This is a genomic window from Ornithinibacillus xuwenensis, assembly GCF_039614845.1.
Taxonomy (GTDB): domain Bacteria; phylum Bacillota; class Bacilli; order Bacillales; family Amphibacillaceae; genus Ornithinibacillus; species Ornithinibacillus xuwenensis.
Genome location: NZ_JBDIML010000003.1, coordinates 570,447 through 596,499, shown reverse-complemented (window position 1 = coordinate 596,499; position 26,053 = coordinate 570,447). Strand labels below are relative to the sequence as shown.

Genomic DNA, 26,053 nt, shown 5'->3' with positions numbered 1-26,053 from the left:
AATTAGAAAAAATTCTTTTGGAGACTATAACAATTGAATCAAAAAGGAGGTCTATACCATGAAATAAATTTCTGCAGAAGAGTTAGCTGAGAAAGTAAAAGCAGGAGAAAAGGTAAGTATTATTGATGTTCGTGAAGATGAAGAGGTTGCTCAAGGCAAAATCCCAGGAGCTAAACATATTCCATTAGGAGAAATACCGGAACGAATTGATGAGATTGATAAAAATAAACATCATTATATGGTCTGACAATCTGGAGGGAGGAGTAGTAACGCATGTAACTTTCTAATTGGTAAAGGGTATGACTTAACAAATATGACTGGTGGAATGTTGGCTTGGAAAGATGAAGTAGAGAAATAAAGGAGGATTCGTTATGGATTTTAAAGCGAATGAAATACTGGACGCAAAGGGTTTAGCCTGTCCAATGCCAATCGTTAGAACTAAGAAAGCCATTACTAATTTAGAACCAGGACATGTTATAGAAGTACAAGCAACCGATAAGGGATCAACTGCTGATATGAAGGCATGGGCAGAAAGTACAGGTCACCAATATTTAGGAACCGTTGAAGAGGGGGATGTCTTAAAGCATTATATACGGAAAGCTTCAGAAGCGGAAACTAAGGAAGAGACCAAACACGAAACTATAATAGATCTGGAGGAACTTCGAAATAAAATTGAAGGGGAGGAGTCTATTACGGTTTTGGATGTTCGAGAACCTGCTGAATATGCATTTGGACATATTCCCGATGCAATTAACATACCACTTGGTAAATTGGAGAAGCGTTTCCATGAAATTGACAAAAATAAAGACCTTCATGTTATTTGTCGGACTGGAAATCGCAGTGATTTAGCGGCTCAAATGTTAACCGAAAAAGGTTTTGACCATGTGAAAAATGTGGTTCCTGGGATAAGTAAATGGTAAGGCCCAGTTAAAAGGATATAATTAATGGAGGATAATTCATGGCAAATACAAGAGTTGCAATTATTGCAGCAAATGGATCACTTTTTGATGCTTATAAAGTATTTAATATCGCTACAGCAGCTGCAGCATCAGATGCAGAAGTAGGGATTTTTTTTACATTTGAAGGTTTAAATCTTATTCATAAGGAAGCTCATAAAAACCTGCCATTACCAGAAGGAAAGGAACATTTTCAGGAAGGGTTTAAACAGGCGAATGTTCCGTCCATAGAAGAGTTAGTGGAAATCTCACAAGAATTAAGAATTAAACTAATAGGTTGTCAAATGACAATGGATGTAATGAGCTTAGAAAAGGATGCATTTTTAGAGGGAATTGAAGTAGGTGGTGCTGCGACATTTATTGAGTATGCGAAGGACGCTAATATCACCTTGACTTTTTAATCGCTAGGAGGATATACATGGTTAAAATTATGACCACAAAAGAATTGGCCAAGAAGGTCATTCAACACGAAGAATCACTCATTCTAGATGTACGAAATACGGACGAATTTGACAACTGGAAAATAGAAGGAGGTAAAGTAGAGGTAATCAACGAACCATACTTTAACTTGCTTGATGGTGTGGATCCAGTAGCAGGAAAGCTTAAGAAAGAACAAGAGATCATCGTTGTCTGCGCTAAAGGAGGCTCCTCCGAAATGGTTGCAGAATTACTGGAGGATGAGGGATTCTCTAATGTGTATAGTCTCGAAGGCGGTATGAAATTATGGAGTGAACACCTAGAACCTATTAAGGTAGGCGATTTAAGTGGAGGAGGAACGCTTTATCAATTTGTTCGTTTAGGAAAGGGATGCTTGTCCTATTTTGTTGAAGTAAATGGGGAAGCGGCAATCATTGATTCCAATCGAATGACGGACATCTATGAAGAGTTTGCTAAGGAAAGAGGAGTAAAGATTACACACGTACTCGATACCCATCTACATGCGGACCATATTTCTGGAGGACGTCAACTAGCAGAAAAGGTTGGAGCAACATACCACCTACCTCCTAAAGATGCTACAGAAGTTACATTTGAATACACACCAATGGAGGAAGGAAATGATATTCAGGTAGGAGGAACTGTAAAAGTTCAACCAATCTATTCGCCGGGACATACTATCGGGAGTACTTCATTCTTAATTGATGACCAATATTTACTGACAGGAGATATTCTCTTCGTTAGGTCCATTGGACGCCCTGATTTAGCTGGTTTAGCAGAAGATTGGGTTAACGACTTACGCAATACACTTTATAATCGTTACAAAGAATTATCGGAGGACTTATTAGTTCTTCCGGCACATTACTCCTTTGCAGAAGAACTTGGTAAAGGTGGACTAATATCAGCTAGGTTGGGCGACCTTTATCAGCGAAATTCAAGCCTACAAGTGGATGATGAGGGCCAATTCAGGAAAATGGTTGCAGAAAATTTACCACCCCAACCAAATGCTTATGAAGATATTCGCAAGACGAATATGGGAAAAATAAGCCCGGAAGAAGAAAAGAAAAAAGAAATGGAAACAGGGCCGAACCGTTGTGCGGTTGAAGGATAAGGAGACCCATCTTTCTGGATCCTTTCCTACAAGGGGGGTGTTTCATGGAGTATAGTATTTTGTTTATTATAGCGATTTTCTTAATTGGTTTTATTGGTTCATTTGTTTCCGGTATGGTCGGAATAGGTGGTTCGATTATCAAATATCCGATGTTGCTTTATATCCCACCAATGTTGGGATTAACTGCTTTTACAGCACATGAAGTATCTGGAATTAGTGCCGTACAGGTTCTTTTTGCAACAATTGGTGGCGTATGGGCCTACCGAAAAGGTGGATACCTGAATAAGACATTAATCATCTACATGGGTGTAAGTATTTTAGTAGGGAGTTTTATTGGTGGATATGGCTCTCAAATGATGACTAGTGGCGGAGTAAACTTTGTTTATGGAGTATTGGCAACTATTGCTGCAGTTATGATGTTTGTGCCCAAAAAAGACATCGATGACATCCCGTTAGCACAGGTTACTTTTAATAAATGGCTTGCAGCATTCCTAGCGTTCCTAGTCGGTATTGGTGCGGGAATAGTTGGAGCAGCAGGTGCGTTTATTTTAGTACCCATTATGCTATTAGTGTTAAAAATTCCAACCCGTATGACTATTGCGACGTCTTTAGCGATTACTTTTATTTCTTCTATTGGAGCGACTACTGGGAAATTATTAACGGGCCAGGTAGTGTTTATACCAGCGGTAATTATGATTATCGCGAGTCTAATAGCATCCCCTCTAGGAGCTAACTTTGGGAAAAAAGTGAATACAAAGATCTTGCAATGGATATTAGCCATATTAATACTAGGTACAGCAATAAAAATATGGTTGGAGTTTTTGTGAAAAATTTTGTCACCTTGAAGAGACTTATTGTCTCTTTTTTTATATTAAAAAATGTTGATGACTTTCATCAAATTTTCATATTAGAAGGGTAAGATACAATTGGAAAGCGTATGGAAAGTGGGGAACAAGAAATGGCGATAGCAAGCAAATTAACAGCAATTGGAATAATTACTCTAAGTTTCGCAATAGGGTTTCTTTTCTTCTATTTATATAGTGACTTGAAAAAGGAACAAAAGAAAAAGCATTTTGAAGAACTAACCTCTCAATTAATCAACTTTGTAATCTTTATTTGGCTAGGGAAAATTGTTTTAAATCTTACTAGTTTTCTTTCAGATCCACTATCGGTTCTAGCTTATCCTAGTGACTCAAAGGCCTTTTATTTTGCTATCGTACTAATTACTTTGTTGCTTCTTAATAAGTCAAAACAAAAAAACATAAAAATACTTCCTTTAAAGGAATCCTTTGTTCACGTATTTTTAATTAGTTCGTTTGTATATGAATTCATACAATTGGTTGTAGAAGATAATTCGTATGCGTTCGGATATGTAATCCTGTTAGCAATTTTAATTGGTATTTTCTTTTTTTTACGGGAACGAATGAATATCCTCATCTTGTTCATGATTCTTGTCACAACTTGGTCACTTGGCATGGTTAGCTTAGCATTGATTCAGCCATTTGTTACGGTCTTTGGTTATATGATGGCACCTTGGTTTGTTGGAGTTGTTTTCATTGCTAGTATTGGTAGCCTGACATATAAATTAAAAAAGAGGGATGCATAATGGGTATTATTGAGACAGATACGATGTTATTAGTTGGAATGCTTTTGGCAATAGGAGCTGGTGCACTATCTTTTTTATCTCCTTGTGTTTTACCAATTTTTCCAGCATATATGTCGTACATAACTGGTATTAGTGTTAAAGAACTGCAGGGAAGTAAGGATAGCAGAATGGTTCGACAGTTATTCGCTCATTCTTTCTTCTTTCTATTAGCTGTATCTTTAGTATTTCTTAGCTTAGGTGCAAGTGCTTCTTTTCTAGGACAGTGGGCACAACAGCTATTAATCGGAGATTCCGGATTGCTCATTCAGCGGATAGCTGGAGTCTTCATTATCGTGATGGGTTTATTTGTAGCTGGATGGATTAATATACCTTCCCTAATGAAGGAAAGACGCTTTCATTACACGAAAAAACCAGCGGGGTATCTTAGTACTTTCTTTATTGGGTTAGGATTTGCAGCGGGATGGACACCATGTATTGGGCCTATGTTTGGTTCGATTTTGCTTTTAGCTGCTAGTAATCCAGGTCAAGGTATTTTTTATACATTGATGTATGTGATTGGATTCACATTACCGTTTGTAATCCTAACATTTTTCATTGGCAAAACAAGATGGATTATCCGACATAGTGAAGTCATTATGAAAATAGGTGCAGTCATGATGATTATCATGGGGGTAGTTCTGTTCTTTGGATTCATGCCACGTATTTCAGGGTTTTTACTAGATTTAGTGCAGGATACATGGTTAGCGAGATTAGGATAAAATTAAGGAGGTATATTCCATGAAAAAGTGGATACTTATCGTTGTTGTAATTGGTATGTTAGGGTGGGCATTATTTGATTTTATTAATTCCAATAGAAAATCTGCGGATCAATTTGCGAATGTGGAGGATGTGCAAGAAGTAGAAGAAGACTCCAAAAAGGAAGAGGCTGGTGATACAGGAACAAAAGAGCCTGTTATTGGATTAGAAGTTGGTAACAAAGCACCAGACTTTCAGTTGGATACGTTAACTGGAGATACGGTGAAACTATCAGATTTCCATGGTAGCCGAGTGATGATTAACTTTTGGGCAACATGGTGTCCACCTTGTCGAGCAGAAATGCCAGATATGGAAGAGTTTCATCAAGATAAGGATATTGTAATATTAGCAGTGAATTTATCAGACACAGAAAAAAGTGTGGAGGACGTGGAGAAGTTTACTGACGATTTCAAATTAACATTTCCGATATTAATGGATACGAATTTAGATGTGGCGAATCTCTATGCAATCCAACCGATTCCGACCACATATATGATTGATTCTAATGGTATTATCAGTTACAGGGCGTTTGGAGCAATGAATTATGATTTAATGGTTCAAGAATTTGAGAAGATGGAATAATTTTCATCTATTAAGGAGTTTGGAGGAGAAAGAATGAAGTTTCATGTAGGAGAGAATGGTGAAGTGCAAGGGGACTTCGAATATGGCATGTTAGCTATTTCAAGTAATCCCGAAATTGGCTTTCGGCCAGTACAGTTACTTGTTTCTTCACTTGCTGGTTGCAGTGGTGGGGTGCTGATTCAATAGATATAGAAACAGATATTGAAAGAAATGAAGAAGAAGCAAATAAAGTTACAAAAATCTCACTTCATTATATTGTTTATGGCAAGAATTTAGAGTTGTATCAATTACAAAAGTCTCTGGAATTAGCAGTGAAAAATTGTGCTATGGTACAGTCTGTTAAAGATGCTATAGATATTGTTGAAATGATCGAAATTCGAGATAAATAAGTATTTATAAGGTTTAAAGGATAATTAAATTTATACAAAAAAAGTTTTAGCCGTACTCTTTTTTAATGGAGAACGGCTTTTTATATTTTTATTTAGCCAACTATGTTACATCCTTGCAAGTCCCCTATCAAATGCTGCAAGATGGTTTGTTGATGCATTACGCAGTTGTGTAAAAACGAGTCGGACATCGGTTGGGATATTAAGGGATAAAAATTTATCGTACATAGCGATATTATCAATCTCCCCTTGTACGCCAGCAGCATACGCTTCCTTAATGTTATCTGGTATAGTAATAAATGAAGATGATATGTCTTCTGGAATCGGAATCTGGTAACGATAAAAAAGAGGTAATAATGCATTAATATGTCGCAATTCTGCTTCTCTAATTTGTGCAAATGTACGAATATAACCAAAGGTTTCTAACGTATTATTGTACCTAGCTTGAGCTAGATATTCGTCCTCAAGAGCATATGTCAACATTTGAGGTAATGTTAATGAGATAGCATTTAATGCTCCTTTTGCACCGTAATTTTCAACTTGACGAATTAAATTATCACCATACATTTGTTTTTTCCTCCTATTATTAGACTCTTAACATATCTTATGCACTTAATAGCTAGTAGTTCTAGATTACATAGAATGAATGAATAGGTTTTCGCCCATTCAGGCCATTACCTATTGCATAGTATGAATATTAGGTGATTTAACTACCTATTAATTGAGAGGAAGATGAATATGTACTTTGTTCCATATAACTATCTACATCAAATACCCTATGCCCATTATGTAAATGCTCCAATGAATATTGATATGAGACAGTCTAATTATTGGGACTACCAAGTGGGAATAAATCCAACCGAAATTAATTCGTTTAACCAACCTACAGCTGTTCGGGTTGTAGATAATGGGCCTAACCAATATGTTGTAAATATTAATCAGGCTGCAAAACAGAACAATACGTATCGTACCGCTATATGGACTGGAACACACTTACAAGTTACATTAATGAGCCTTAAAGCAGGAGAAAATATCGGTTTGGAAATACATCCTGACACAGATCAATTCCTGCGAGTTGAACAAGGTCAAGGAATTGTTCAAATGGGTAAGAGTAAGGATAACCTTGACTTTGAAAGAAGAGTTAATGATGATTCAGCTATTATGGTACCGGCTGGAACATGGCATAATTTAACGAATACAGGTAACACCCCATTAAAGCTTTATACTATCTATGCACCACCTCACCACCCGCATGGAACTGTTCATCAAACAAAAGCGGATTCAATGGCTGCAGAAGAAGGAAGTAATCAAGGAAATACAGATGTTTTTGGTAGAACACCAGATGAATGGGTTCAATATACGAAGTTTTTAGTAAATGAGGGGCTAGAAGATGTGAAAAGAGGTATTAATGCTACACATATTCTTCAAGAATTTATCTTGATGGGTGTTCTTGTCGGAAAGGGATATTCACCTGAGGATGCCTATGAAACAGTAGAAGAATGGGAGCGTACTGGAGAATCAAAACTTCTACAGCAAAGTAAAAATATGTATTGATTTGTTGTGAAAAACAATTATAAAAAATGAAATCTTGGCCGTTGATAAATTGATTACAAACATAAGTGATTTAAATACTTGATTTAAGGGTTTTGTCATCATGACGAAACTCTTTATTTTTTTGAATATAAATAAAAAGTTGAATAACTTTCATTGAATTTTCACATTGAAGAGATAAGCTAAAATAGCCATTGTTTGTATGTATGTAAAAATAATTGTATAGCAAGCTATTCTAGACATGAATAGTATATGTGATTAAGAAGCTAAAACATAGTGTGTAGTATAATGGGCAAGAGGTGAAAGAATGAAACAAACGATATTAGTTGTAGAAGACGATAAGCTGATTCGAGATCTAATTAGGATTTATTTGCAGAAAGCAGGCTATGAAGTGGTAGAAGCAGCTGATGGAGAAGAAGCGAAAGAGGTCTTTTTAACAAATCATCCTTGCCTAATTATACTTGATTTAATGCTTCCAAAACTTACTGGGGAAGAATTTTGCACATGGGTTCGAGCACAAGAAAGAAATGAAGTATCGATTATTATGTTATCCGCTAAGTCACGTACGGAGGATAAAATAAATGGCTTAAAAATGGGAGCAGATGATTATCTAGTTAAGCCATTTGAACAGGAAGAACTATTAGCTCATATTGAAGCAGTACTACGCCGAACAGGTCAATTTTGTCAAAAAATTACTTATGACGGGCTTTGTATAAAACCTCGGAAGGGTGAGGTAATGCTTTTAAATCAAAAGTTAAAGTTAACAAAACATGAATTTAATCTTCTATATTATTTCATGGAAAATCCAAATACTGTAATTTCTAGAGAAAATCTCATGAATCAGCTATATCCATATGCTGATAAATTAGTATTGGATCGTACTATTGATGCTCACATCAAGAAGTTACGGAAGAAAATCGAAGAAAATCCGGCTATGCCGAAGCGGATTATAACGGTACGAGGAATGGGGTATAAATTTGTTGCGGAATAAAATGAACAATCTACTTGTTCCTAAACAATTTCTTTTTCGACTAACGTTTATCAATATTTTGGTCATTACTGCCTTCGTTGGATTAAGTAGCTGGGCAATCTATAATACAGCTTGTGTTCTTGCTGATGGGTTAGTTACCATGAGCAATCAAAAACAGGCTCAATTCAAAGCAACACTATTTCAATATTTGTGGATGTTTAGTATTTCTACCATCATTATTGGCAGTCTAACCCATTTCTATTTAACGAAGAAGTTAATACATCCGTTAAGAGAGTTGATAGCTTCTACTAAAGAAATGAAGCAAGGTAAATATCCTAACAGAATTACTGTTAAGTCTGATGGGGAAATAGGGGAATTAATCCATCACTTTAATGAATTAATGAAGCAGATACAGGATAATGAACAACATAGAAAAAAGCTATTATCTGATTTATCTCATGAATTTCGTACGCCATTGTCCAATCTAAATGGTTATCTCCGTGCACTGGAAAATGGAATAGTGAAGGGCGATGAGAAACTATACCACTCTCTTTATGGGGAAACGAAACGACTAATTCGCTTAGTAGAGCAAATGGAACAATTAAAAGAGTGGGAGTACATCTCTACCCAGGCATTTTCTGAAAAAACGCCAGTAGATATAAAGAAACTAGTGGAACAATCGGTTGAAATGTTTCGCTGGAAGGTAAAACAAAAGAATATCATGATTTCAGTTGATGTCGATTCTGAGTCGTTGACCGTTAATAGCGGTGCCATTTCGCAAGTCATTAGTAATTACTTAGATAATGCGATCCGATATTATGAGGGTACTGGTGCTATTATCATAAAAGGGAGTAGAAACCAGTCGAACTATAAGTTTGCGATAACAGGCCCTGGCAAACCAATTTTCCCTGAAGAACAAGAAAAAATATTTGAACGCTTTTATCGTGTTGACCAATCTAGGTCACGAGAATTAGGTGGCTCTGGATTAGGACTGGCTATATCGAAGGAAATTATCGAATATCATCAAGGAAACATAGGTGTGACCTCGGAAGGGAATGTGCATTGTTTTTGGTTTGAACTGCCTGTCGGTGTGTGAAATGCATATGCCCTTTTGTGGGGAGATGCGGCCATAAGAATGGGATGCCCCTGTTAGCGAGAAGCACCGTAACAAAATCCTAAGTATCTATTCCAAACTAAATAAACTCAACTCATAAAAAAGTTAAGAACAACGGGTTGACTTTTTACCCCACGGGGTATATTATAAGTCATGTAATTAATTTCCCACGAGCGAAATCAGTGGGAACATCAAAAAGGCATCACATAATTGTCGTTTATCATAATGACTAATTTATTGCTAAAATTTATACCCGTATAGGTATAAAATAGATGTCTACATTACTTTATTTTTTTGATGAAAATAATACCTAAGGGGGTAACTATATGATTCAAGCAAATCATCAACTAGATGCAAAAGGCTTTGCATGTCCAATGCCGATTGTAAAAACGAAAAAAGCAATCACTGATTTAGAAGAAGGTCAGGTATTGGAAGTTCAAGCAACTGACAAAGGATCTAAGGCCGATTTGGCTGCATGGGCGGGTTCTGTGGGCCACCAATATTTAGGAACAGTGGAGGATGGCGATGTACTGTATCACTACATCCGCAAAGGTTCTAGCGAGCCAGAAGTAGAAAAAGCCTTTGAACATACTGTTTCATTGCAAGAAGTCGAATCACATGATGGACTACTTTTAGACGTACGTGAAGCAGCAGAATATGCATTTGGTCATATTGATGGTGCAAAATCGATTCCTATGGGAGAACTAGAATCACGCCTTGAGGAACTGGATAAAGAAAAAGAAATCTATGTAATATGCCGTACAGGGAAACGATCTGACTTGGCAGCACAATTATTAGTAAAGAATGGTTTTTCAAAAGTTTTTAACGTTCTACCAGGTATGACGGAGTGGAACGGAAAAATAACAAAAGATATCTAGGAGGAATTTATTATGTCAAATAAGGTAGCTATTATTGCAGCAAACGGTGGAATGTTTGATGCATACAAAGTATTCAATATTGCAACTGCAGCAGCAGCATCAGAAAAAGAGGTACAAATTTTCTTTACGTTTGAAGGTTTAAACTTAATTCATAAACAGGCCATGCATGCGTTAGAAATGCCTGCAGGTAAAGAACATTTTGCAGAAGGCTTTGAAAAAGCAAATGTACCTTCTATCCCACAATTAGTGGAAATGGCTCAAGAACTAGGTGTTAAATTTATTGCATGTCAAATGACCATGGATGTTATGGGACTTACTAAAGAAGATTTCGTAGATGGAATCGAAGTTGGTGGAGCAGTAACGTTCTTAGAGTATGCAAAAGATGCAGCACCAACGTTAACTTTCTAATAAGAGGAAAAAACTTCAGGCAGTGGAGATTATCTCCACTGCAAAAAAATAGATATAATTATACCTAGGGGGGTAATTAGGTGATGACAGTAAACAAATGGACAGCAGCACAGGTAGCCAGGAAAGTAATTGATAACGAAGCGTTATTTATATTGGACGTACGTAACGCAGATGCTTATGAAGATTGGAAAATTGAAGGGCACAAATTTGAGTATTTAAATATACCTTACTTTGAATTATTAGATGGAGTAGAAGAAATCCTACCGAAAATACCAACGGATAAAGAAGTAATAGTTGTATGTGCAAAAGAAGGCTCTTCTGTCATGGTTGCTGAAATGCTATCAGAAGCTGGTCTTGAGGTAGCATACCTCGAAGGTGGAATGAAATCTTGGAGTAGCTACCTGGAACCTATTAAGGTTGCGAATTTAGAAAATGGTGGCGAACTATACCAATTTGTTCGTTTAGGTAAAGGGTGCCTTTCTTATATGGTTCTCTCTGAAGGGGAAGCGGCAATTATTGACGCAGTCCGTTTCACGGATATTTTTACTGACTTCGCTAAAGAAAAAGGTGTCGAAATCAAGCATGTATTTGATACACATCTACACGCAGACCATATCTCGGGTGGACGTCACATTGCAACTGAAACAGGTGCAACGTACTATCTGCCGCCAAAAGATGCAACAGAAGTAGTATTTGATTACACCGCACTTACAGATGGTCTTAATGTCAAAATCGGTGCATCTCAAATTGATGTCAATGCCCTATACTCACCTGGTCATACGATTGGTTCAACTTCATTTATCATTGACAATCAGTTTTTATTAACAGGTGACATTCTATTTATTGACTCAATCGGTCGACCAGACTTAGCTGGACTAGCGGAAGACTGGGTAGGGGATCTGCGTAAGACACTATACTCTCGTTATCGTGAACTAGCTGAGAATCTAGTAGTATTACCTGCACACTTTATGATTATCGATGAATTGAATGAAGATGGTACTGTGGCCAAACGTCTTGGTGAGCTCTTCAAAGAAAATCATGGTCTTAACATCGAAGACGAAGCGGAGTTCAGAGGTATTGTAACGGATAACTTACCACCACAGCCAAATGCTTACGCGGAAATTCGTCAAGTTAACATGGGGAAAATCACTCCAAACTCTGATGAACAAACAGAAATGGAAATCGGCCCAAATCGCTGTGCAGTTCGATAAGTATTATGTGAAAGCTGCTTGCCATTCTTTGCTGATCACAAGATAAAATGGCTCAAGATAGAATAGAAGTGCTCTGAAAAATCTAATCAATCGATATAACTTTAGAAAAACGGAGGAGAATGACATGGATATTATCAAAACCTTAGATGCAAAAGGTCTGGCATGTCCAATGCCAATTGTTAAAACGAAGAAAGCAATTGACACCATTAATTCTGGTGAAGTACTTGAAGTGCTTGTAACAGATAAAGGCGCATTAAACGATATACCTGCTTGGGCAAAATCAGGTGGACATACTGTTTTAGAACAAAAGACAGAAGAAGAAGTTCTCTACTTTTATATTCAAAAAGCATAATGAAAAGTAAATAGCGAGTAGCAACAACTACTCGCTTTTCCACTTTTAGAAAGAAGGTTCAGCAATGGATTTAACTTTTATTATAGTCGTATTTGCAATTGGATTTATTGGTTCATTTTTATCTGGAATGTTAGGTGTTGGAGGTTCCATAATAAAATATCCGATGCTATTATATATTCCTCCTTTATTTGGTCTAGTAGCATTTACAGCCCATGAAGTGTCCGGAATAAGTGCAGTACAAGTATTGTTTGCTTCTATTGCTGGGGTGTGGGCTTATCGAAAAGGGGGATATTTAAACAAGCAACTCATTATTTATATGGGGGGAGCCATATTAATCGGAAGCTTAATTGGTAGCTATGGATCCAGCTCCTTATCAGAACAAGCAGTAAATGTGGTGTACGGTATTCTTGCATTAATTGCTGCTGTAATGATGTTCATACCAAAGAAACAAGTAGATGATATGCCACTACAAGAAGTGACTTTTCATAAGCCTTTGGCAGTAATCTTAGCTTTATTAATAGGAATAGCATCTGGGATTGTTGGTGCAGCAGGCGGATTTCTACTTGTACCAATCATGCTAACTGTTCTACACATTCCAACACGAATGACGATTGCAACTAGCCTTGCCGTTACGTTTATTTCCTCCATCGGAAGTAGCTTTGGTAAACTTGTGACGGGACAAGTAGATTATTGGCCAGCGATTATTATGATTGTGGCAAGCTTACTTGCAGCACCAATGGGGGCAAAAGCTGGCAAAAAAATAAATACCAGCGTTCTGCAAGTTATCCTAGCATTCATGATTGCGGGAACTGCAGTTAAGATTTGGTATGATATTTTAATGTAATATAAATATCGATACGATATGTCGAAGACACAGAAGTAGGACTTATCGAGACTTGACAAAATACCCTTATGGGTATATGATGAGTGTATTCTTTTTATAATAGGTGGTGAATATGAGTACCTATTTCATTGTAATTGTTGTTGGCTTGCTTTTATGTATAATGTTATATAGAAGATATTTTCCTTTGGTGGGTATTCCTTGTAAAAAAACAGGTCATGATAAGACAAGCACAGTCGTAGTAGATATAAGGGACTATAATATTGGGATGGGTAATCATCCAAGTGATTTACGTATTCCTTATGCATATTTAAAGCGATTTATTCAAGAAATCCCAAATCGAAAACTACATGTGATTGCAAATGATCGTCTAGAGCTTAATTTAGGAGTAAGGTATTTAGTAAGCAAGGGATATCAAGTAGACAGTTACCAGCTAAGTAATTGTTCTTGTGGAAATAAGGAGTGATAGTAATGGAATATGATAAATCAGTTGTCAATCGACTAAAGCGAATTGAAGGCCAAATCAAGGGTGTTTTAAGTATGATTGAGAAAGGCCAGGACTGTAAAGAGGTCATTACGCAATTATCTGCTTCAAGAAGTGCAATAGACCGTACGGTTGGATTGATTGTAAGTATGAACTTAGAGCAATGTGTTCGCGAAAATATTGCAAATGGAGAAAGCACCCAACAAGTAGTGAAAGAAGCAGTAGAATTACTCGTTAAAAGTAGATAAGTTCAGCAATTCAGGTAGAAGGAAGAGTTGATGGACTTTTCTTTTTAAGAAAATTATACCCTAATGGGTATATGAATTTGGAGGAAATGCTATGAGAGAAATCCCAGCAAAAGAACTAGAACAAAAATTATTAGCAGGTGAAAAACTAAATATCGTTGATGTCAGAGAAGATGAAGAAGTGGCAATGGGAAAAATTCCTGGTGCAAAGCACATTCCACTAGGGCAAGTTCCTAATCGTGTAGAAGAATTAGATAAAGAGGAGCATTACTATATGGTATGTCGTTCAGGAGGTAGAAGTGGGAATGCATGTCAATTCCTGATTCAAAATGGATTTCATGTAACCAATATGGTAGGCGGAATGCTTGAGTGGGAAGGAGATATGGAGTGATTTCTTCTTATCTCTTCCAAAAAATTTTAACAACATAGGAGTAATAAAATGGATACAATCGAGTGGATTCTATTAATTATAATCATCGCATTTTTAGTAAATCGCTTTATGCCAGTTAAAGGCATTACGAATATAAGTGTTCAAGAGGCAAAAGATAAGTTCAAGGATAACCAAGTACAATTTATTGATGTCCGTACACCTGGTGAGTATAAAGCTAATCACCGCAAGCCTTTTAAAAATATTCCCCTGTCAAATCTAGCTAGTAAGGTAGGTAACTTAGAGAAGGAAAAGGAAATCGTTGTGATTTGCCAAAGTGGTATGAGAAGTGCCAAAGCTGCTAAAATGCTTAAAAAACAAGGATTTCAAAAGATATCCAATGTAAGAGGCGGTATGAGTGCTTGGATTTAAGAAAGGGAGTCAATTATGGCAAAGCAAGTATCACCTGAAGAAGTTGTAAAACGTCTTCAGAATGGTGAAGAAGTAATCGTTATTGATGTTCGTGAGCGTAGTGAAGTAGCAACAGGTAAAATCCCTGGAGCGAAGCATATCCCACTAGGGCAATTAGCATTACGTAAGCATGAGCTAGACAAAGCAAATAACTATATTATTACGTGCCAATCTGGTAATCGTAGTAAAGCTGCCTGTGGCATTCTTGAAGCATTAGGGTATCAGGTAGAGGACATGATAGGTGGTATGAATGCTTGGACTAGTACTAGCGAATAACTAACATGCTTAAGGAGATGGATTACATGTTTCACTATACGGTTGAGACAGCCAAAACAATTGATGAAGCGATAAAATCACTGGAAGCGAATTTAAAGGAAGAAAAGTTTGGAGTACAGTGGCAGTTTAATGTGAAAGAAACATTACAACATAAAGGCTTTGATTTAGAACATCCTTTTACAATATTAGAGGTCTGTAATCCGCAAGAGGCACTAAACGTATTAACAGCAAACCAGTTGATTGGCTATTTTCTTCCTTGTAAGATTGTTGTGTATCAGGATAGCCAAAGAAAAACAAAAATTGGAATGCCAAAGCCAAGTGCTCTTATTCAAATGGTTGAAGATGAGTCTATACAAGAGGTTGCTACGGATATTGAAAAAAGATTAATTGCTTGTATAGATAAGAGCAAATAATTAAAGGGTCAACATAAGTTTCCTTAGCTATTGCGTAGAACTTGTTCCTTCCTTTACTTAAATCAATAGATTAGAGGTTTTTATGAATTGAATAACGAAATAACACTATACACAACAACGATGTGCCCAGTATGTAACATGGTTAGGGAGTTCTTAACGAATATGAATGCTGACTATAAAGAAGTAAACGTAGATTTAAATCCATTGGCAATGATTAAGTTAATTGCCAAAACACGAAAATTATCTGTTCCGCAGATAAATGTAAGAGATGAATGGATTTTCGGATTTGATCCAGTTCGAATGATAGAGGTATTAAATACGAAGGCTAATTAATCATGACAGCATTTGAGATAAATGATAGCTTCTCTTGGAGCTTTCATATGCTGAAGTTATCGATGATTATAGTTTATTAATCAGAAAAATACTGATCATACACCCGCAGAAAGCGGGTTTTTTTATTGCTATTATTCTGTAAAAAATCTATACAATACATTAACTCTCACCAATAAACCTTACCGAAGCAATATGAGTCCGTGATAATCGAATTACCTCCTCAATAAATTCCTCTTGTGAAGCTTTAAACCCTGTATTAATCCAGTTAGATAAAAGACCATAAAATCCATATGCAGTGTAACGCTTGAAGTATCCCATATCCACGGGTAAGTTATCTATCGTTTCAAATTGAAATTTTTCCTGATAGATTTTTAGGATGGTATTCGGAAATCTAGTATGCAATTCAGGAATGGTATCTTGGTAGTTAATCAACTCGAAAAAGTTACGATTTTCAAAAATATAGGAAATAATGCGAAATGACCTTGCCGTTAGATAATCCGTATTAACCTTTTGTTTCGAGTGATATGATTTCCCAACAGACTCCACTAGCCCATCAAGCATGGTACAAAGAAGGTCCTCCGCTAAATCAAATTTATCCTGATAATGGGTATAGAAGGTGCTTCGGTTGTATTTGGAATAGTTCACAGTATCTTTTACGGTTACAGACTGGAACCCTTTTTCTTTGATTAGGTCAATAAGTGCTAGTTGGAAATGTTCTTTTGTTCGATTTTTTCTTGGAGTTGATAGGTATTCAGACATGATGGTACCTCCTAGAAATTTAGAATAAGAAGACACTTTTGTATGTAATGTCTATTTAATAGACACGATAAATAGTATTGATGGTTGGGTTACAAAAAGCAAAATACTACAATAAAAGTGTAAACAGTTTCAATTATTAGCTGTTCATTACATTATACAGGAGGATTCGACAATGGGAAAACTACAGGATAAAGTAGCAGTAATCACTGGTGGAGTCTCTGGAATTGGTGCTGCCACAGCACGATTATTTGCTTCTGAAGGGGCAAAATTAGTACTAGTAGATATGAATGAAAAAACAGGTGTCGCTTTTGAAGAAGAATTAAAATCGCAAGGTGCAGAAGCTATTTTTGTTAAAGCAGATGTAACAATTGAAGCAGATGTAAAAAATATATTTGATACTACTTTATCTACTTTTGGTAAGGTGGACGTTCTATTTAATAACGCTGGAATTGGAGCAGTTAAGCCAACAGAGGAATTAACTTATGCTGAATGGAGAAAAACGGTGGAAGTTGATTTAGATGGCGTATTCTTAGTTGCACAAGCTGCTATTAAAGAATTCTTGAAAGCTGGTAGTGGTGTCATCGTTAATACAGCTTCTATGTATGGCTGGGTAGGGTCACCAGGAAGTGCAGCCTATAATGCAGCAAAAGGTGGCGTTGTTAATTTAACTCGTTCTCTTGGCTTGGAGTATGCAGAACGCAATATTCGTGTTAATGCACTATGCCCTGGATTTATCGAAACGCCAATTCTTGGTGAAACAGATAGAGGTTTCCTAACGAATGCAACACCAATGAAACGACTAGGTCAACCAGAAGAAATGGCAAAAGCCGTACTATTCTTAGCAAGTGATGATTCTAGCTTCATGACTGGTAACTCTCTTGTTGTGGATGGTGGCTATACAGCACAATAATAGATCGTTAACAGCATTCTATTTGAACAGTAAAATAATGTAACCTTGTTGAATCAAAATACCCCAAAAGTTAGGCCTTCACACTAGCATTTGGGGTGTTTTACATTTCTAGTAATCCTATGATTATTTCCGATAAATGATTGTACTGTAAACCTGAGCAGGTGCTTTGGGATTTAGGTATTTCGCTACACTGTTAACGGCAGATAGGGCTTCGGCGTAACCAGAAGCGATGAGCATTGTTTTTCCTGGATATGCTGCTGCATCTCCCGCAGCGAATATCCCTTCTATGTTGGACATCATCTGATGATTGACGGCTACTCGACCACCATCTGTATCTAATCCCCAGCTTTCAAATGGAGTGGAGACCATTTGAAGTCCATTAAAAGTAAGCAGATGGTCAACCCGAATTTGTTCCTCACCTTTTTCAGATTCCAGCGTTACTTCATGTAACCAACCATCTTCTCCACGAAGAGCCTGTAAATTACAATCCATTCTTACCATAATAGAGGATTTTTCAAGACGTTGAAGGTCATCCTCCGAAGCTTTCTGAAAGGTATTTTTCCGATTGACTAAATATACTTTTTCAGCAATGTTCACTAAAGCAAGCGCCCATTCCAATCCAGTTTTAAAACTGGAAGCTATCATAATTTTCTTCCCAGCAAATTGCTGTGGGTTGCTTATCGTATGATGAATGCTTTTTGCTTCAAATGCTTCGATATGATTTAGGTTCAGTTTTATTGGATCAAATCTACCATTTCCAGTCGCCAGGATTACGGTTTTAGCTTGATGAACTGCTCCATCTGATGATGTCAATGTAAACACTCCATCATTCGTTTTCGCTATCATCTCAATCCATTGATTCTGAATGATAGTCGGATGATGCAAGGTAGCTTGTTCTTTCATTTGTTCTACTAATGCGTCTCCCGTAATAGGTGGGATCCCACCAACATCATAGATGAGCTTGTCGGGAAACATTTGCTTCACTTTACCGCCGAACTCCGATTTAAATTCGATGAGTTTTGTCTTTAAATTTCGCATGCCACAATAGAAAGCAGTAAATAAACCTGTTGTACCGCCACCGATGATAATGACATCATATATGTCGTTATTTTCTCCCATAAGAATCTCCCTTACTTTGTGTTGTTTAACGATAGCTAGCTTTTCATGAGTAAATAGACGAAATAACAGCCACCAACTAGTGACACAATAAGCCCAACTGGAATTTCAGAAGGGGATAGAATATTGCGCCCAATTGTATCGGATACTAGCAGCAATAATGATCCCAGTAACGCAGTGATTGGGAGAAAGGCATAGTGACTAACACCTACTAACTTTTTGGATAAATGGGGTGTGACAAGGCCAACGAAGGCAATTCCACCACCAACAGCTACACTTGATCCGGCGAGTGCGACAGCGATGAAGAGTAAGCCAAAACGGTTTAATTCAACCCGTGATCCAAGCCCTTTTGCCACGTCATCGCCTAATTGTAATGCATTTAATACATTGGATTGATAAAGGGCTAACGGAATGAATATCAATACCCACGGAAGTAGTGCAAGTACATATGTCCAATCTGTTCCAGCTATATCTCCAGACAACCATACTTGTGCACGAGTAAAGTCAGTTGGGTCCATTTTCAATTGGAACATGATGATTAACGCAGCGAATGCACTGTTAATTCCAATCCCTACTAAAATCAATCGAATTGGCGAGATACCGTTCTTCCACGAGAGTAGATAAATCAAGACAGCGGCAACCAATGATCCAGTTAAAGCAGTAAGTGGTAAAAAGAAAATCGATGTTGTCGTTAATTCGGACAAACTGTTTTGAAATAAATAAATGTACAGAACAACCGAAAAACCTGCCCCAGCATTAATTCCGATAATTCCAGGGTCAGCTAATTCATTATGTGTAATACTTTGTAAGATAGCTCCTGATACAGCCATTGCAGCTCCGATTAAAATTGCAATCACAATACGTGGTAATCGAAATTGCATGAGTATCATACTGTTATAATCATCTCCGTGACCTAGAAATGTCTTTACTACTTCTAGTGGCGGAATACGGATGACACCTAGATTTAGATTCACTAATATCGTACCAATAATTCCAATGAGTAATATAATTGCCACTATCCATGTTCTATTTGTTTGACTAATGCCCACTTTCATTACATTTTTCCCCCTTCACGTCGTGCCAAATAGAGGAAGAAAGGAACCCCGACTATTGCTGTTACAGTTCCTACTGGTGTTTCAAATGGCGGATTAATCATTCGTGATGCCGTATCGGCAATGACTAGTAGTAATGCCCCAAGTACCGCAGAGCACGGCACAATCCACCTATAATCCACTCCGACAAGGAAGCGTGTAATATGGGGGATAACTAATCCAATGAAGCCAATTGTTCCAGACACCGAAATGGCAGCACCTGTGAGTAATAAGACAACTACGGTGCCTACTGTTTTGATTAGAAATGTTTGATGTCCTAGGCTCTTGGCAACGTCTTCTCCTAAGGATAATACAGTAATGGATTTAGCTAATAAAAAGGCAATGATAAAACCAATAAGTGCAATCGGCCACAACAGCTTGACATGAATCCATTGTACACTTGATACCCCGCCCGCATACCAGAAACTTATATCCTTTGCGACATTAAAATGAATGGCAATGGCAGATGATAAAGAGCTTAGTATTGCAGTTACAGCGGTACCAGCAAGGGCGAGCTTAACTGGAGTCAACCCAGACTTGGATATGGAACCGACACCGAATACGATGGCAACACCAATACCAGCTCCAGCAAATGCCCATAGCATCATGACAAAATTAGATGCTCCTGGCATGACAATTAACGCAATTGCCATCATAAAAGTTGCGCCAGCGGTTACGCCCATAATAGATGGAGAGGCAAGTGGATTTCGAGTCATTCCTTGCATAAGAGAACCAGAGATAGCAAGGGCAGCACCAATTAAAGCTGCTGCAAGAGCTCGAGGTATCCGTAGACCTCTAATAATTTGATGGGAAGTAGAAGCAGGATCGAAATTCGTGATGCTTTGCCAAATCGTTTGAAAGCTGATATCGGATGCCCCGTACAAAATTGATAATGCAATGGAGAGAACTAGAAAGACGGTTCCTCCACCTAATATAAACGTCGCAATAACTAGATTGCTTGGTTTTGAGAATTTAGTATGTATTTTTTCTAATGTGCTTTTAGCCATATACAGAACTCCTGATATCTTAATAATATTGCGAATAAGTAATGGTGAAAATCGTTATTATTATAGTATAAAAAGTAACTTTGAGCAAAAATATAAGAAGGAAGATATAATAATGATTGCAAATGATAATGAGAATTGTTATCATTTAATTTGTGAATCTATAAAATTACATACAAGGGGATAGTCAAATGAAATTCAAAAGCAAGTTTTACATAATTGTGAGTTTACTGTTGTTGGTATTGCTACTTGCAGCATGTGGTAATGACGAGAATGAAGATGCAGGACAAAATGATGACACTTCAGCCGAACAGAACGATAATGGTGAAGAGTCAGCAGAAAAAACAGACCGTACGTTAACAGATGCGATGGGAAATGAAGTAACAATTCCTGCAGAGCCTAAGCGTGTTATTGCTTCTTATTTAGAGGACTACCTAGTTGCATTAGGAATTACTCCAGTGGCACAGTGGTCTGTTAGTAACGGTACTCAAGATTATTTACAAGAATCCTTAAAAGATGTCCCGACAATACCGTACGATCTTCCATTAGAAGCGGTAGCTAGCTTCAAACCAGATTTATTAATTATGGATTCTGCAGCAATGGTAGAAGGAAATAAATATGATCAATATAGTAGAATTGCTCCAACTTATGTAGTGGGAACTGCACAAAATAATGATTGGCGCGATGAGTTACTAGAAATTGGTAAAGTATTCGGAGAAGAAGAAAAAGCAGAACAAGTACTAGCTGATTATGATGAAAAAGCAGCTGATGCTAAGGAACAAATCCAAGAAGCAATCGGCGATGATTCAGCAGCAGCGATATGGTTAGTAAGTAATACTTTCTATGTTGTAAGTGAATCCTTATCTAGTGGTGATGTTTTATATGGTGATTTAGGATTAACAGCACCAAACGTAGTAAAAGAGATTTCTGAAAGCTCAGAAGCGAACTGGTCTGAAATTTCCTTAGAAAAACTGGCTGAATTAGATGCAGACCATATTTTCCTAATCAACAGTGACAAAGGAAATGGCTCTGAAATGTTACAAGACGATATCTGGCAAAACATCCCGGCAGTGAAAAACGGTAACATCTACGAATATGAAGCAGATTCTAGCTGGTTATACACTGGCCCAATTGCTAATACACAAATGATCGATGATATCTTATCTGATCTAGTAAAATAAGATGAAGGAAGCACCCTAAAGATTATCTTTGGGGTGCTTTATAATGGATTTCTATTGTTTATTCTTAAAATCCGATGAATCTGTATAGTCATATCGAAAACCATCTGTTTGCGCAGAGCCTTTTTGTTGCTTATTTTGGTGCTCCTTCGGTTTATTTCTACCCTGATTTTTGTTATCCTGCATTGGAAATACCTCCTCTAGCTATTATTTTCCTATTGTTCCTAATAGACAGTGTGCTATGCATATGTAGCTTAGTGTTATCAATTTTAGGCAGATAGGCGCTTCGTTAGAAAATTCCTTTTCAAAGTCTTATAATGATAGAAGGATAAAAATTGAAATTTAAAGAGAAAAGTTAGAGTTTAGCTGAAAAAGGCTAAAGCATGGGTGGAAGGCTGAAGCTTGGCAGGGAAAAGCTAAAGTTTAAGCTGAAAAAGCTAAAGTTAAAGCTAGAAATGCTAATGAAGGGGCTGCACACTATCATTTGAGCCTGAGAATGTTGGGAACCAGGGCTCACACAGATCGGAATGTTTCTAAACTCAAAATTTGTGCTCAATACTGGTTACAGCGTCACCGGAATTTGGTTACCAACACCCACAGCGTAATTTTAATAATAATGTACATGGTAGAGGAGATATTATGGATAATATAGGATTAGTTTTAGAAGGTGGAGGAAGTAGAGGCGTTTATACGGCTGGAGTTATTCGCTATTTAATGGAGCAGGAGATTTATTTACCTTATATCATCGGTGTTTCTGCAGGTGCGTGTAATGGCTCTTCCTACGTTTCCCGGCAACTGGATCGGAATAGAGCGGTTAACATTGATTATATTGATCATCCTGAATATTTATCATTTCGCAATTTCATTAAAAAAAGACAGCTTTTTGGAATGGACTTTCTGTTTGACAGCTTGCCAAATGAACTAGAGCCTTTTGATTTTGATGCATTTTATGATGCGAAGGAAGAATTTGTGGTTGGGGTGACAGATTGTCTTACTGGCGAACCTGTATTTTTTAAAAGAGAAGATTATCAAATGGATATTCTTACCGTCATCCGTGCATCCAGTTCGTTACCGTTAGTTGCACCGGTTGTACCATACGGGGAACGGATGTTGATGGATGGAGGCATCTCAGATCCGATTCCAATTAGGCAATCTGTGAAAGATGGTAATAAAAAGAATGTTGTTGTTTTAACGAGAAATAGAGGTTATTCTAAAAAACCACAATCATTTGGATGGTACATCCGAAAGAAATATAAAGAATATCCAGGTCTAATAAAAGCAATTGAAAAGCGCCACAATGTCTATAATGAAACACTGGACTATATTTTTGAGGAAGAGAAGAAAGGAAATGTGTTTGTCATCAATCCTTCTGAAAAACTAGAGGTAGGACGCATTGAAAGAGATAAGGACAAACTGACAGCGTTATATCAGAAAGGATTAGCAGATGCCAAAAAAGTTGCTGAGCCTTTAAAGGAATTTTTATCGTAGCTAATTATTTTTTTTGCAGCGCTATTGCCTTTATCTTCAACAGCATATAAGAAAAAATCCCCTTTGCCCACTAAGCGAAGGGGATTTTTTATGTGTTAACAAAACAAAATCTATTATTCTCAAATTATATTGTTTTTAAATAAGTCCATACAGCATTGGTAAATCGTTGTACCTGTGATGCGACCGGTGTTCCCTCAAATAGTATAAGAAACGGCTTCAATAGCTTCTCAACAACAATCTTGCGGATGCGATCACGTTTTAATTCGCTTAGGATGGCATCAAATAAGTCCTGCTGTTCTTCATTAAAGTCAATATGGGCCTTTAATTGATCTGCCATTTCCATTAAATCAGGCTTAGTCGTCACTTTTTTATGGACATTCGTCTGAAGTAAATCGATTTCAAAACTATTTAACATGCTACTGCCCTTCTTTTTCATCTCAGGTATTAGCACTTCTATATAGGATAGGATGTTCTCGATTAGTTCATTTAATGAGAAATGACTGTTTGTTAGATTTAACGTAAATAACATATATTGCAGCATGCCAAAATATAGAACAGTCGCGTCAGTTGCATATTCTCTGATTTCTTCACCTAATACGTCAACTAGACGATTTGCTAGCCACTCCATTTCGATAACTCGATGCTGCAACACTAGTTTTTTTAAATCTGCTTGATTAGAAGAAAGAATGTTTTCAAATAGAGTTCGTAGATTATACTCCTCATCTAGCCTCATTAAGATGGTCATTTGTTCAATTAATACTTCCCGGTCCTGTGGGTTCTTTCCAATTTGCAAGGCAACGCGCTGTTGACTTGCATCATAGCGGATGTCTTCCAATATTTCTGCAATGCAATCATTTTTAGAAGGGAAGTAATTGTAGAATGTCCCTTTTGATATATTTGCTTTATCAATAATTTCCTGAATGGATGTTTGCTGAAAGCCTTTTTTAATAAAAAGCTTTAAGGCAATATTTGCTACTTTCCTTTTACGTTCATTCATAGTTTCCTTCATACCTTTCTAGTACCAAGTATACGTTTCTTTGCCCTCAATGACAATAGTTTTATACTAATGGTAAAAAAACATTGCAAAAATTGAACTATGGGTATAAAATAATCAAATGGCAAAACAAATTAATTTAGATTAGAGGTAACAATCATGAACACACAAGAGAATAAGACACCATATTTAATGATCAGTATTCTTTTCATAGGAGCTTTCGTATCGTTTCTAAATAATTCTTTGTTGAACGTAGCGCTTCCTTCCATAATGGTTGACTTAGGAATTGAGGATTATTCTAAGGTACAATGGCTTGCTACTGGATATATGCTTGTTAGTGGAATATTAATTCCTGCATCAGCCTTTTTAATTACTCGTTTTTCAAACCGTAGCTTGTTTATTACAGCTATGGCAATCTTTACGGTAGGTACAGCAATCGCAGCTTTTGCCCCTAACTTTGGCTTTTTACTAGGTGGACGTATGATTCAAGCTGCTGGTTCTTCTGTGATGGGACCATTGTTAATGAATATCATGCTTGTAAGCTTCCCACGTGATAAACGTGGTGCTGCTATGGGTGTATTCGGGATGGTAATGATCGCGGCACCTGCCATTGGTCCAACATTATCAGGTTATATTGTGGAATATCATGATTGGCGTTTATTATTTGAAATGATATTACCACTAGCAGTAATTAGTTTATTATTAGCTGTTTGGAAATTTGATAATGTGATGAAACAAGATAAAAGTGCAAGACTGGATTATTTATCGCTTGTATTATCAAGTCTTGGTTTTGGGGGTATCTTGTATGGAGTAAGTAATGCAAGCTCACAAGGCTGGGATGATACGATAGTTCTATCCACAATAATTGTAGGTGGAATTTCTTTAATCCTATTTATTGTTCGTCAATTAAAATTGGATGAACCATTATTAGATTTACGACCTTATAAGTATTCAATGTTTACACTCGCATCTGTAATTGCAATTGTTAATGCAGTGGCAATGTTCTCCGGTATGATATTAACACCTGCTTATGTACAGGATGTTCGTGGAATTTCACCACTGGATTCTGGTTTAATGCTTTTACCAGGAGCGATTATTATGGGGATTATGTCGCCAATTACAGGTAAGCTGTTTGATAAATTTGGGCCGCGTACTTTATCTGTATTGGGTCTTGCTATTACTGGAGTTTCGACCTATATGCTAGCACATGTACAAATTGATTCCACATACACGTTTATTGTACTTGTCTATTCTTTACGTATGTTTGGTATGTCAATGGTTATGATGCCGATTATGACAAATGGTTTGAACCAGCTGCCTACACAGCTGAATCCACATGGTACAGCAATTAACAATACAGCACAACAGGTCTCAGGCTCAATTGGTACGGCTGTCATGGTTACGATTATGAACTCTGTTGCTACATCAGAGGGTGAAAGTTTAATGAGTGGAGTAGATCCTTCGACATTGACAGAAGCATCAGTAGCATCTATTTCACAACAAGCATTGCTTAGTGGAATCCAGTATTCATTTTTTGTCGCTTTAGGAATTAACATATTAGCATTAATCCTAGCCTTATTTGTAAAACGAGTGGATACTAGCGAAACAGCTGTAAGAGAAATTGAAAAGCAAGGAAAAGGTCAGGTAGAACCTGCAGTATAATAATGCAAAAGGTATAGGTGTTGTTATCTACGAAGATACGACACCTATATTTTCTATTGGAAAGGG

Annotated in this window: 35 protein-coding genes and 1 pseudogene; 29 read left to right on the top strand and 7 right to left on the bottom strand. The window is 37.0% G+C overall.

Annotated features, from left to right (window positions below; translation table 11 throughout):
• Positions 1-67 precede the first annotated feature (67 nt).
• The 10 genes from ABC228_RS12505 (at position 68) to ABC228_RS12460 (ending at position 5,874) form a co-directional block, all read left to right on the top strand.
• Entirely contained in the window at positions 68-358 is a 291-nt protein-coding gene (locus tag ABC228_RS12505; protein WP_345825528.1) for a rhodanese-like domain-containing protein, read from the top strand.
• Between the two features lie 13 nt (positions 359-371).
• Positions 372-920, top strand: coding sequence for a sulfurtransferase TusA family protein (locus tag ABC228_RS12500; RefSeq protein ID WP_345825476.1), 549 nt, complete (start codon positions 372-374; stop codon positions 918-920).
• Between the two features lie 38 nt (positions 921-958).
• Positions 959-1,357 carry a DsrE/DsrF/DrsH-like family protein gene (locus tag ABC228_RS12495; RefSeq protein ID WP_345825475.1) on the top strand — a complete coding sequence of 133 codons (399 nt, stop codon included), beginning with the start codon at positions 959-961 and terminating at the stop codon, positions 1,355-1,357.
• A 17-nt stretch (positions 1,358-1,374) separates the two neighbouring features.
• Positions 1,375-2,502 carry an MBL fold metallo-hydrolase gene (locus tag ABC228_RS12490; RefSeq protein WP_345825474.1) on the top strand — a complete coding sequence of 376 codons (1,128 nt, stop codon included), beginning with the start codon at positions 1,375-1,377 and terminating at the stop codon, positions 2,500-2,502.
• Between the two features lie 44 nt (positions 2,503-2,546).
• A complete protein-coding gene (locus tag ABC228_RS12485; RefSeq protein ID WP_345825473.1) occupies positions 2,547-3,329 on the top strand; it encodes a sulfite exporter TauE/SafE family protein in 783 nt (260 codons plus the stop codon).
• 131 nt (positions 3,330-3,460) lie between these two features.
• Positions 3,461-4,108 carry a hypothetical protein gene (locus tag ABC228_RS12480; RefSeq protein ID WP_345825472.1) on the top strand — a complete coding sequence of 216 codons (648 nt, stop codon included), beginning with the start codon at positions 3,461-3,463 and terminating at the stop codon, positions 4,106-4,108.
• Positions 4,108-4,866: a cytochrome c biogenesis CcdA family protein gene (locus tag ABC228_RS12475; RefSeq protein WP_345825471.1), complete on the top strand. Its 759-nt coding sequence runs from the start codon at positions 4,108-4,110 to the stop codon at positions 4,864-4,866. Before ABC228_RS12480 ends, ABC228_RS12475 begins: the two co-directional genes overlap by 1 nt.
• Positions 4,867-4,885: 19 nt before the next feature.
• Complete coding sequence (locus tag ABC228_RS12470) at positions 4,886-5,485, top strand: peroxiredoxin family protein (RefSeq protein ID WP_345825470.1); 600 nt, start codon at positions 4,886-4,888, stop codon at positions 5,483-5,485.
• Between the two features lie 33 nt (positions 5,486-5,518).
• On the top strand, positions 5,519-5,671 hold the full coding sequence (locus ABC228_RS12465) for a hypothetical protein (protein WP_345825469.1): 153 nt from the start codon (positions 5,519-5,521) through the stop codon (positions 5,669-5,671).
• Positions 5,644-5,874 carry an OsmC family protein gene (locus tag ABC228_RS12460; RefSeq protein WP_345825468.1) on the top strand — a complete coding sequence of 77 codons (231 nt, stop codon included), beginning with the start codon at positions 5,644-5,646 and terminating at the stop codon, positions 5,872-5,874. The genes ABC228_RS12465 and ABC228_RS12460 overlap by 28 nt, the downstream gene beginning before the upstream one ends.
• Before the next feature lie 105 nt (positions 5,875-5,979).
• Here the strand turns inward: ABC228_RS12460 and ABC228_RS12455 are convergent.
• Positions 5,980-6,417: pseudogene (locus tag ABC228_RS12455) on the bottom strand (ferritin-like domain-containing protein); the annotation flags it as partial.
• A gap of 192 nt (positions 6,418-6,609) precedes the next feature.
• Here ABC228_RS12455 and ABC228_RS12450 point away from each other — a divergent pair.
• From ABC228_RS12450 to ABC228_RS12380, 15 genes are all read left to right on the top strand, one after another.
• Complete coding sequence (locus tag ABC228_RS12450) at positions 6,610-7,425, top strand: cupin domain-containing protein (RefSeq protein WP_345825467.1); 816 nt, start codon at positions 6,610-6,612, stop codon at positions 7,423-7,425.
• 304 nt (positions 7,426-7,729) lie between these two features.
• A complete protein-coding gene (locus tag ABC228_RS12445) occupies positions 7,730-8,413 on the top strand; it encodes a response regulator transcription factor (RefSeq protein ID WP_345825466.1) in 684 nt (227 codons plus the stop codon).
• Entirely contained in the window at positions 8,403-9,488 is a 1,086-nt protein-coding gene (locus ABC228_RS12440) for a sensor histidine kinase (RefSeq protein ID WP_345825465.1), read from the top strand. The genes ABC228_RS12445 and ABC228_RS12440 overlap by 11 nt, the downstream gene beginning before the upstream one ends.
• Positions 9,489-9,832: 344 nt before the next feature.
• Positions 9,833-10,384 (top strand): sulfurtransferase TusA family protein, encoded by a 552-nt coding sequence (locus ABC228_RS12435; protein ID WP_345825464.1) that lies wholly within the window; start codon positions 9,833-9,835, stop codon positions 10,382-10,384.
• A 12-nt stretch (positions 10,385-10,396) separates the two neighbouring features.
• On the top strand, positions 10,397-10,792 hold the full coding sequence (locus ABC228_RS12430; RefSeq protein ID WP_345825463.1) for a DsrE/DsrF/DrsH-like family protein: 396 nt from the start codon (positions 10,397-10,399) through the stop codon (positions 10,790-10,792).
• Between the two features lie 83 nt (positions 10,793-10,875).
• A complete protein-coding gene (locus ABC228_RS12425; protein WP_345825527.1) occupies positions 10,876-12,003 on the top strand; it encodes an MBL fold metallo-hydrolase in 1,128 nt (375 codons plus the stop codon).
• Between the two features lie 124 nt (positions 12,004-12,127).
• Positions 12,128-12,355 carry a sulfurtransferase TusA family protein gene (locus tag ABC228_RS12420; RefSeq protein WP_345825462.1) on the top strand — a complete coding sequence of 76 codons (228 nt, stop codon included), beginning with the start codon at positions 12,128-12,130 and terminating at the stop codon, positions 12,353-12,355.
• 64 nt (positions 12,356-12,419) lie between these two features.
• Positions 12,420-13,199: a sulfite exporter TauE/SafE family protein gene (locus tag ABC228_RS12415; RefSeq protein ID WP_345825461.1), complete on the top strand. Its 780-nt coding sequence runs from the start codon at positions 12,420-12,422 to the stop codon at positions 13,197-13,199.
• 112 nt (positions 13,200-13,311) lie between these two features.
• Positions 13,312-13,662 carry a sulfurtransferase gene (locus ABC228_RS12410; RefSeq protein ID WP_345825460.1) on the top strand — a complete coding sequence of 117 codons (351 nt, stop codon included), beginning with the start codon at positions 13,312-13,314 and terminating at the stop codon, positions 13,660-13,662.
• A 5-nt stretch (positions 13,663-13,667) separates the two neighbouring features.
• Positions 13,668-13,928: a metal-sensitive transcriptional regulator gene (locus ABC228_RS12405; RefSeq protein WP_345825459.1), complete on the top strand. Its 261-nt coding sequence runs from the start codon at positions 13,668-13,670 to the stop codon at positions 13,926-13,928.
• 91 nt (positions 13,929-14,019) lie between these two features.
• Positions 14,020-14,316 (top strand): rhodanese-like domain-containing protein, encoded by a 297-nt coding sequence (locus ABC228_RS12400; protein WP_345825458.1) that lies wholly within the window; start codon positions 14,020-14,022, stop codon positions 14,314-14,316.
• Between the two features lie 48 nt (positions 14,317-14,364).
• Positions 14,365-14,724, top strand: a complete 360-nt coding sequence (locus tag ABC228_RS12395; protein WP_345825457.1) for a rhodanese-like domain-containing protein — start codon at positions 14,365-14,367, stop codon at positions 14,722-14,724.
• A gap of 15 nt (positions 14,725-14,739) precedes the next feature.
• Entirely contained in the window at positions 14,740-15,039 is a 300-nt protein-coding gene (locus tag ABC228_RS12390; protein ID WP_345825456.1) for a rhodanese-like domain-containing protein, read from the top strand.
• 26 nt (positions 15,040-15,065) lie between these two features.
• Entirely contained in the window at positions 15,066-15,452 is a 387-nt protein-coding gene (locus tag ABC228_RS12385; protein ID WP_345825455.1) for a DUF302 domain-containing protein, read from the top strand.
• An 87-nt stretch (positions 15,453-15,539) separates the two neighbouring features.
• Entirely contained in the window at positions 15,540-15,785 is a 246-nt protein-coding gene (locus ABC228_RS12380) for a glutaredoxin family protein (RefSeq protein ID WP_345825454.1), read from the top strand.
• Positions 15,786-15,944: 159 nt separating this feature from the next.
• Here ABC228_RS12380 and ABC228_RS12375 read toward each other — a convergent pair whose 3' ends face one another.
• Entirely contained in the window at positions 15,945-16,544 is a 600-nt protein-coding gene (locus ABC228_RS12375; protein ID WP_345825453.1) for a TetR/AcrR family transcriptional regulator, read from the bottom strand.
• A gap of 172 nt (positions 16,545-16,716) precedes the next feature.
• Here ABC228_RS12375 and ABC228_RS12370 point away from each other — a divergent pair, with 172 nt between their 5' ends.
• Positions 16,717-17,454, top strand: a complete 738-nt coding sequence (locus ABC228_RS12370; protein WP_345825452.1) for an SDR family NAD(P)-dependent oxidoreductase — start codon at positions 16,717-16,719, stop codon at positions 17,452-17,454.
• Between the two features lie 123 nt (positions 17,455-17,577).
• On the opposite strand, the gene ABC228_RS12365 is transcribed toward ABC228_RS12370, so the two are convergent.
• From ABC228_RS12365 to ABC228_RS12355, 3 genes are read right to left on the bottom strand one after another with little or no spacing between them, the layout of a single operon-like run.
• Positions 17,578-18,573 carry an NAD(P)/FAD-dependent oxidoreductase gene (locus ABC228_RS12365; protein ID WP_345825451.1) on the bottom strand — a complete coding sequence of 332 codons (996 nt, stop codon included), beginning with the start codon at positions 18,571-18,573 and terminating at the stop codon, positions 17,578-17,580.
• A 35-nt stretch (positions 18,574-18,608) separates the two neighbouring features.
• A complete protein-coding gene (locus ABC228_RS12360; RefSeq protein ID WP_345825450.1) occupies positions 18,609-19,625 on the bottom strand; it encodes a FecCD family ABC transporter permease in 1,017 nt (338 codons plus the stop codon).
• Positions 19,625-20,668 (bottom strand): FecCD family ABC transporter permease, encoded by a 1,044-nt coding sequence (locus ABC228_RS12355; RefSeq protein WP_345825449.1) that lies wholly within the window; start codon positions 20,666-20,668, stop codon positions 19,625-19,627. Before ABC228_RS12355 ends, ABC228_RS12360 begins: the two co-directional genes overlap by 1 nt.
• A 188-nt stretch (positions 20,669-20,856) precedes the next feature.
• Here ABC228_RS12355 and ABC228_RS12350 point away from each other — a divergent pair, with 188 nt between their 5' ends.
• Positions 20,857-21,846: an iron-hydroxamate ABC transporter substrate-binding protein gene (locus tag ABC228_RS12350; protein WP_345825448.1), complete on the top strand. Its 990-nt coding sequence runs from the start codon at positions 20,857-20,859 to the stop codon at positions 21,844-21,846.
• Between the two features lie 51 nt (positions 21,847-21,897).
• Here the strand turns inward: ABC228_RS12350 and ABC228_RS12345 are convergent, their stop codons facing one another.
• The gene (locus ABC228_RS12345) at positions 21,898-22,029 is read right to left on the bottom strand and encodes a hypothetical protein (RefSeq protein WP_345825447.1); all 132 of its coding nucleotides are present in this window, start codon (positions 22,027-22,029) and stop codon (positions 21,898-21,900) included.
• Between the two features lie 453 nt (positions 22,030-22,482).
• Between ABC228_RS12345 and ABC228_RS12340 the strand changes: the two genes are divergently transcribed.
• Positions 22,483-23,331 (top strand): patatin-like phospholipase family protein, encoded by an 849-nt coding sequence (locus ABC228_RS12340; protein ID WP_345825446.1) that lies wholly within the window; start codon positions 22,483-22,485, stop codon positions 23,329-23,331.
• 124 nt (positions 23,332-23,455) lie between these two features.
• On the opposite strand, the gene ABC228_RS12335 is transcribed toward ABC228_RS12340, so the two are convergent.
• Positions 23,456-24,328: a TetR/AcrR family transcriptional regulator gene (locus ABC228_RS12335; protein ID WP_345825445.1), complete on the bottom strand. Its 873-nt coding sequence runs from the start codon at positions 24,326-24,328 to the stop codon at positions 23,456-23,458.
• A 156-nt stretch (positions 24,329-24,484) separates the two neighbouring features.
• Between ABC228_RS12335 and ABC228_RS12330 the strand changes: the two genes are divergently transcribed.
• A complete protein-coding gene (locus ABC228_RS12330; protein ID WP_345825444.1) occupies positions 24,485-25,987 on the top strand; it encodes a DHA2 family efflux MFS transporter permease subunit in 1,503 nt (500 codons plus the stop codon).
• Positions 25,988-26,053: the final 66 nt, after the last annotated feature.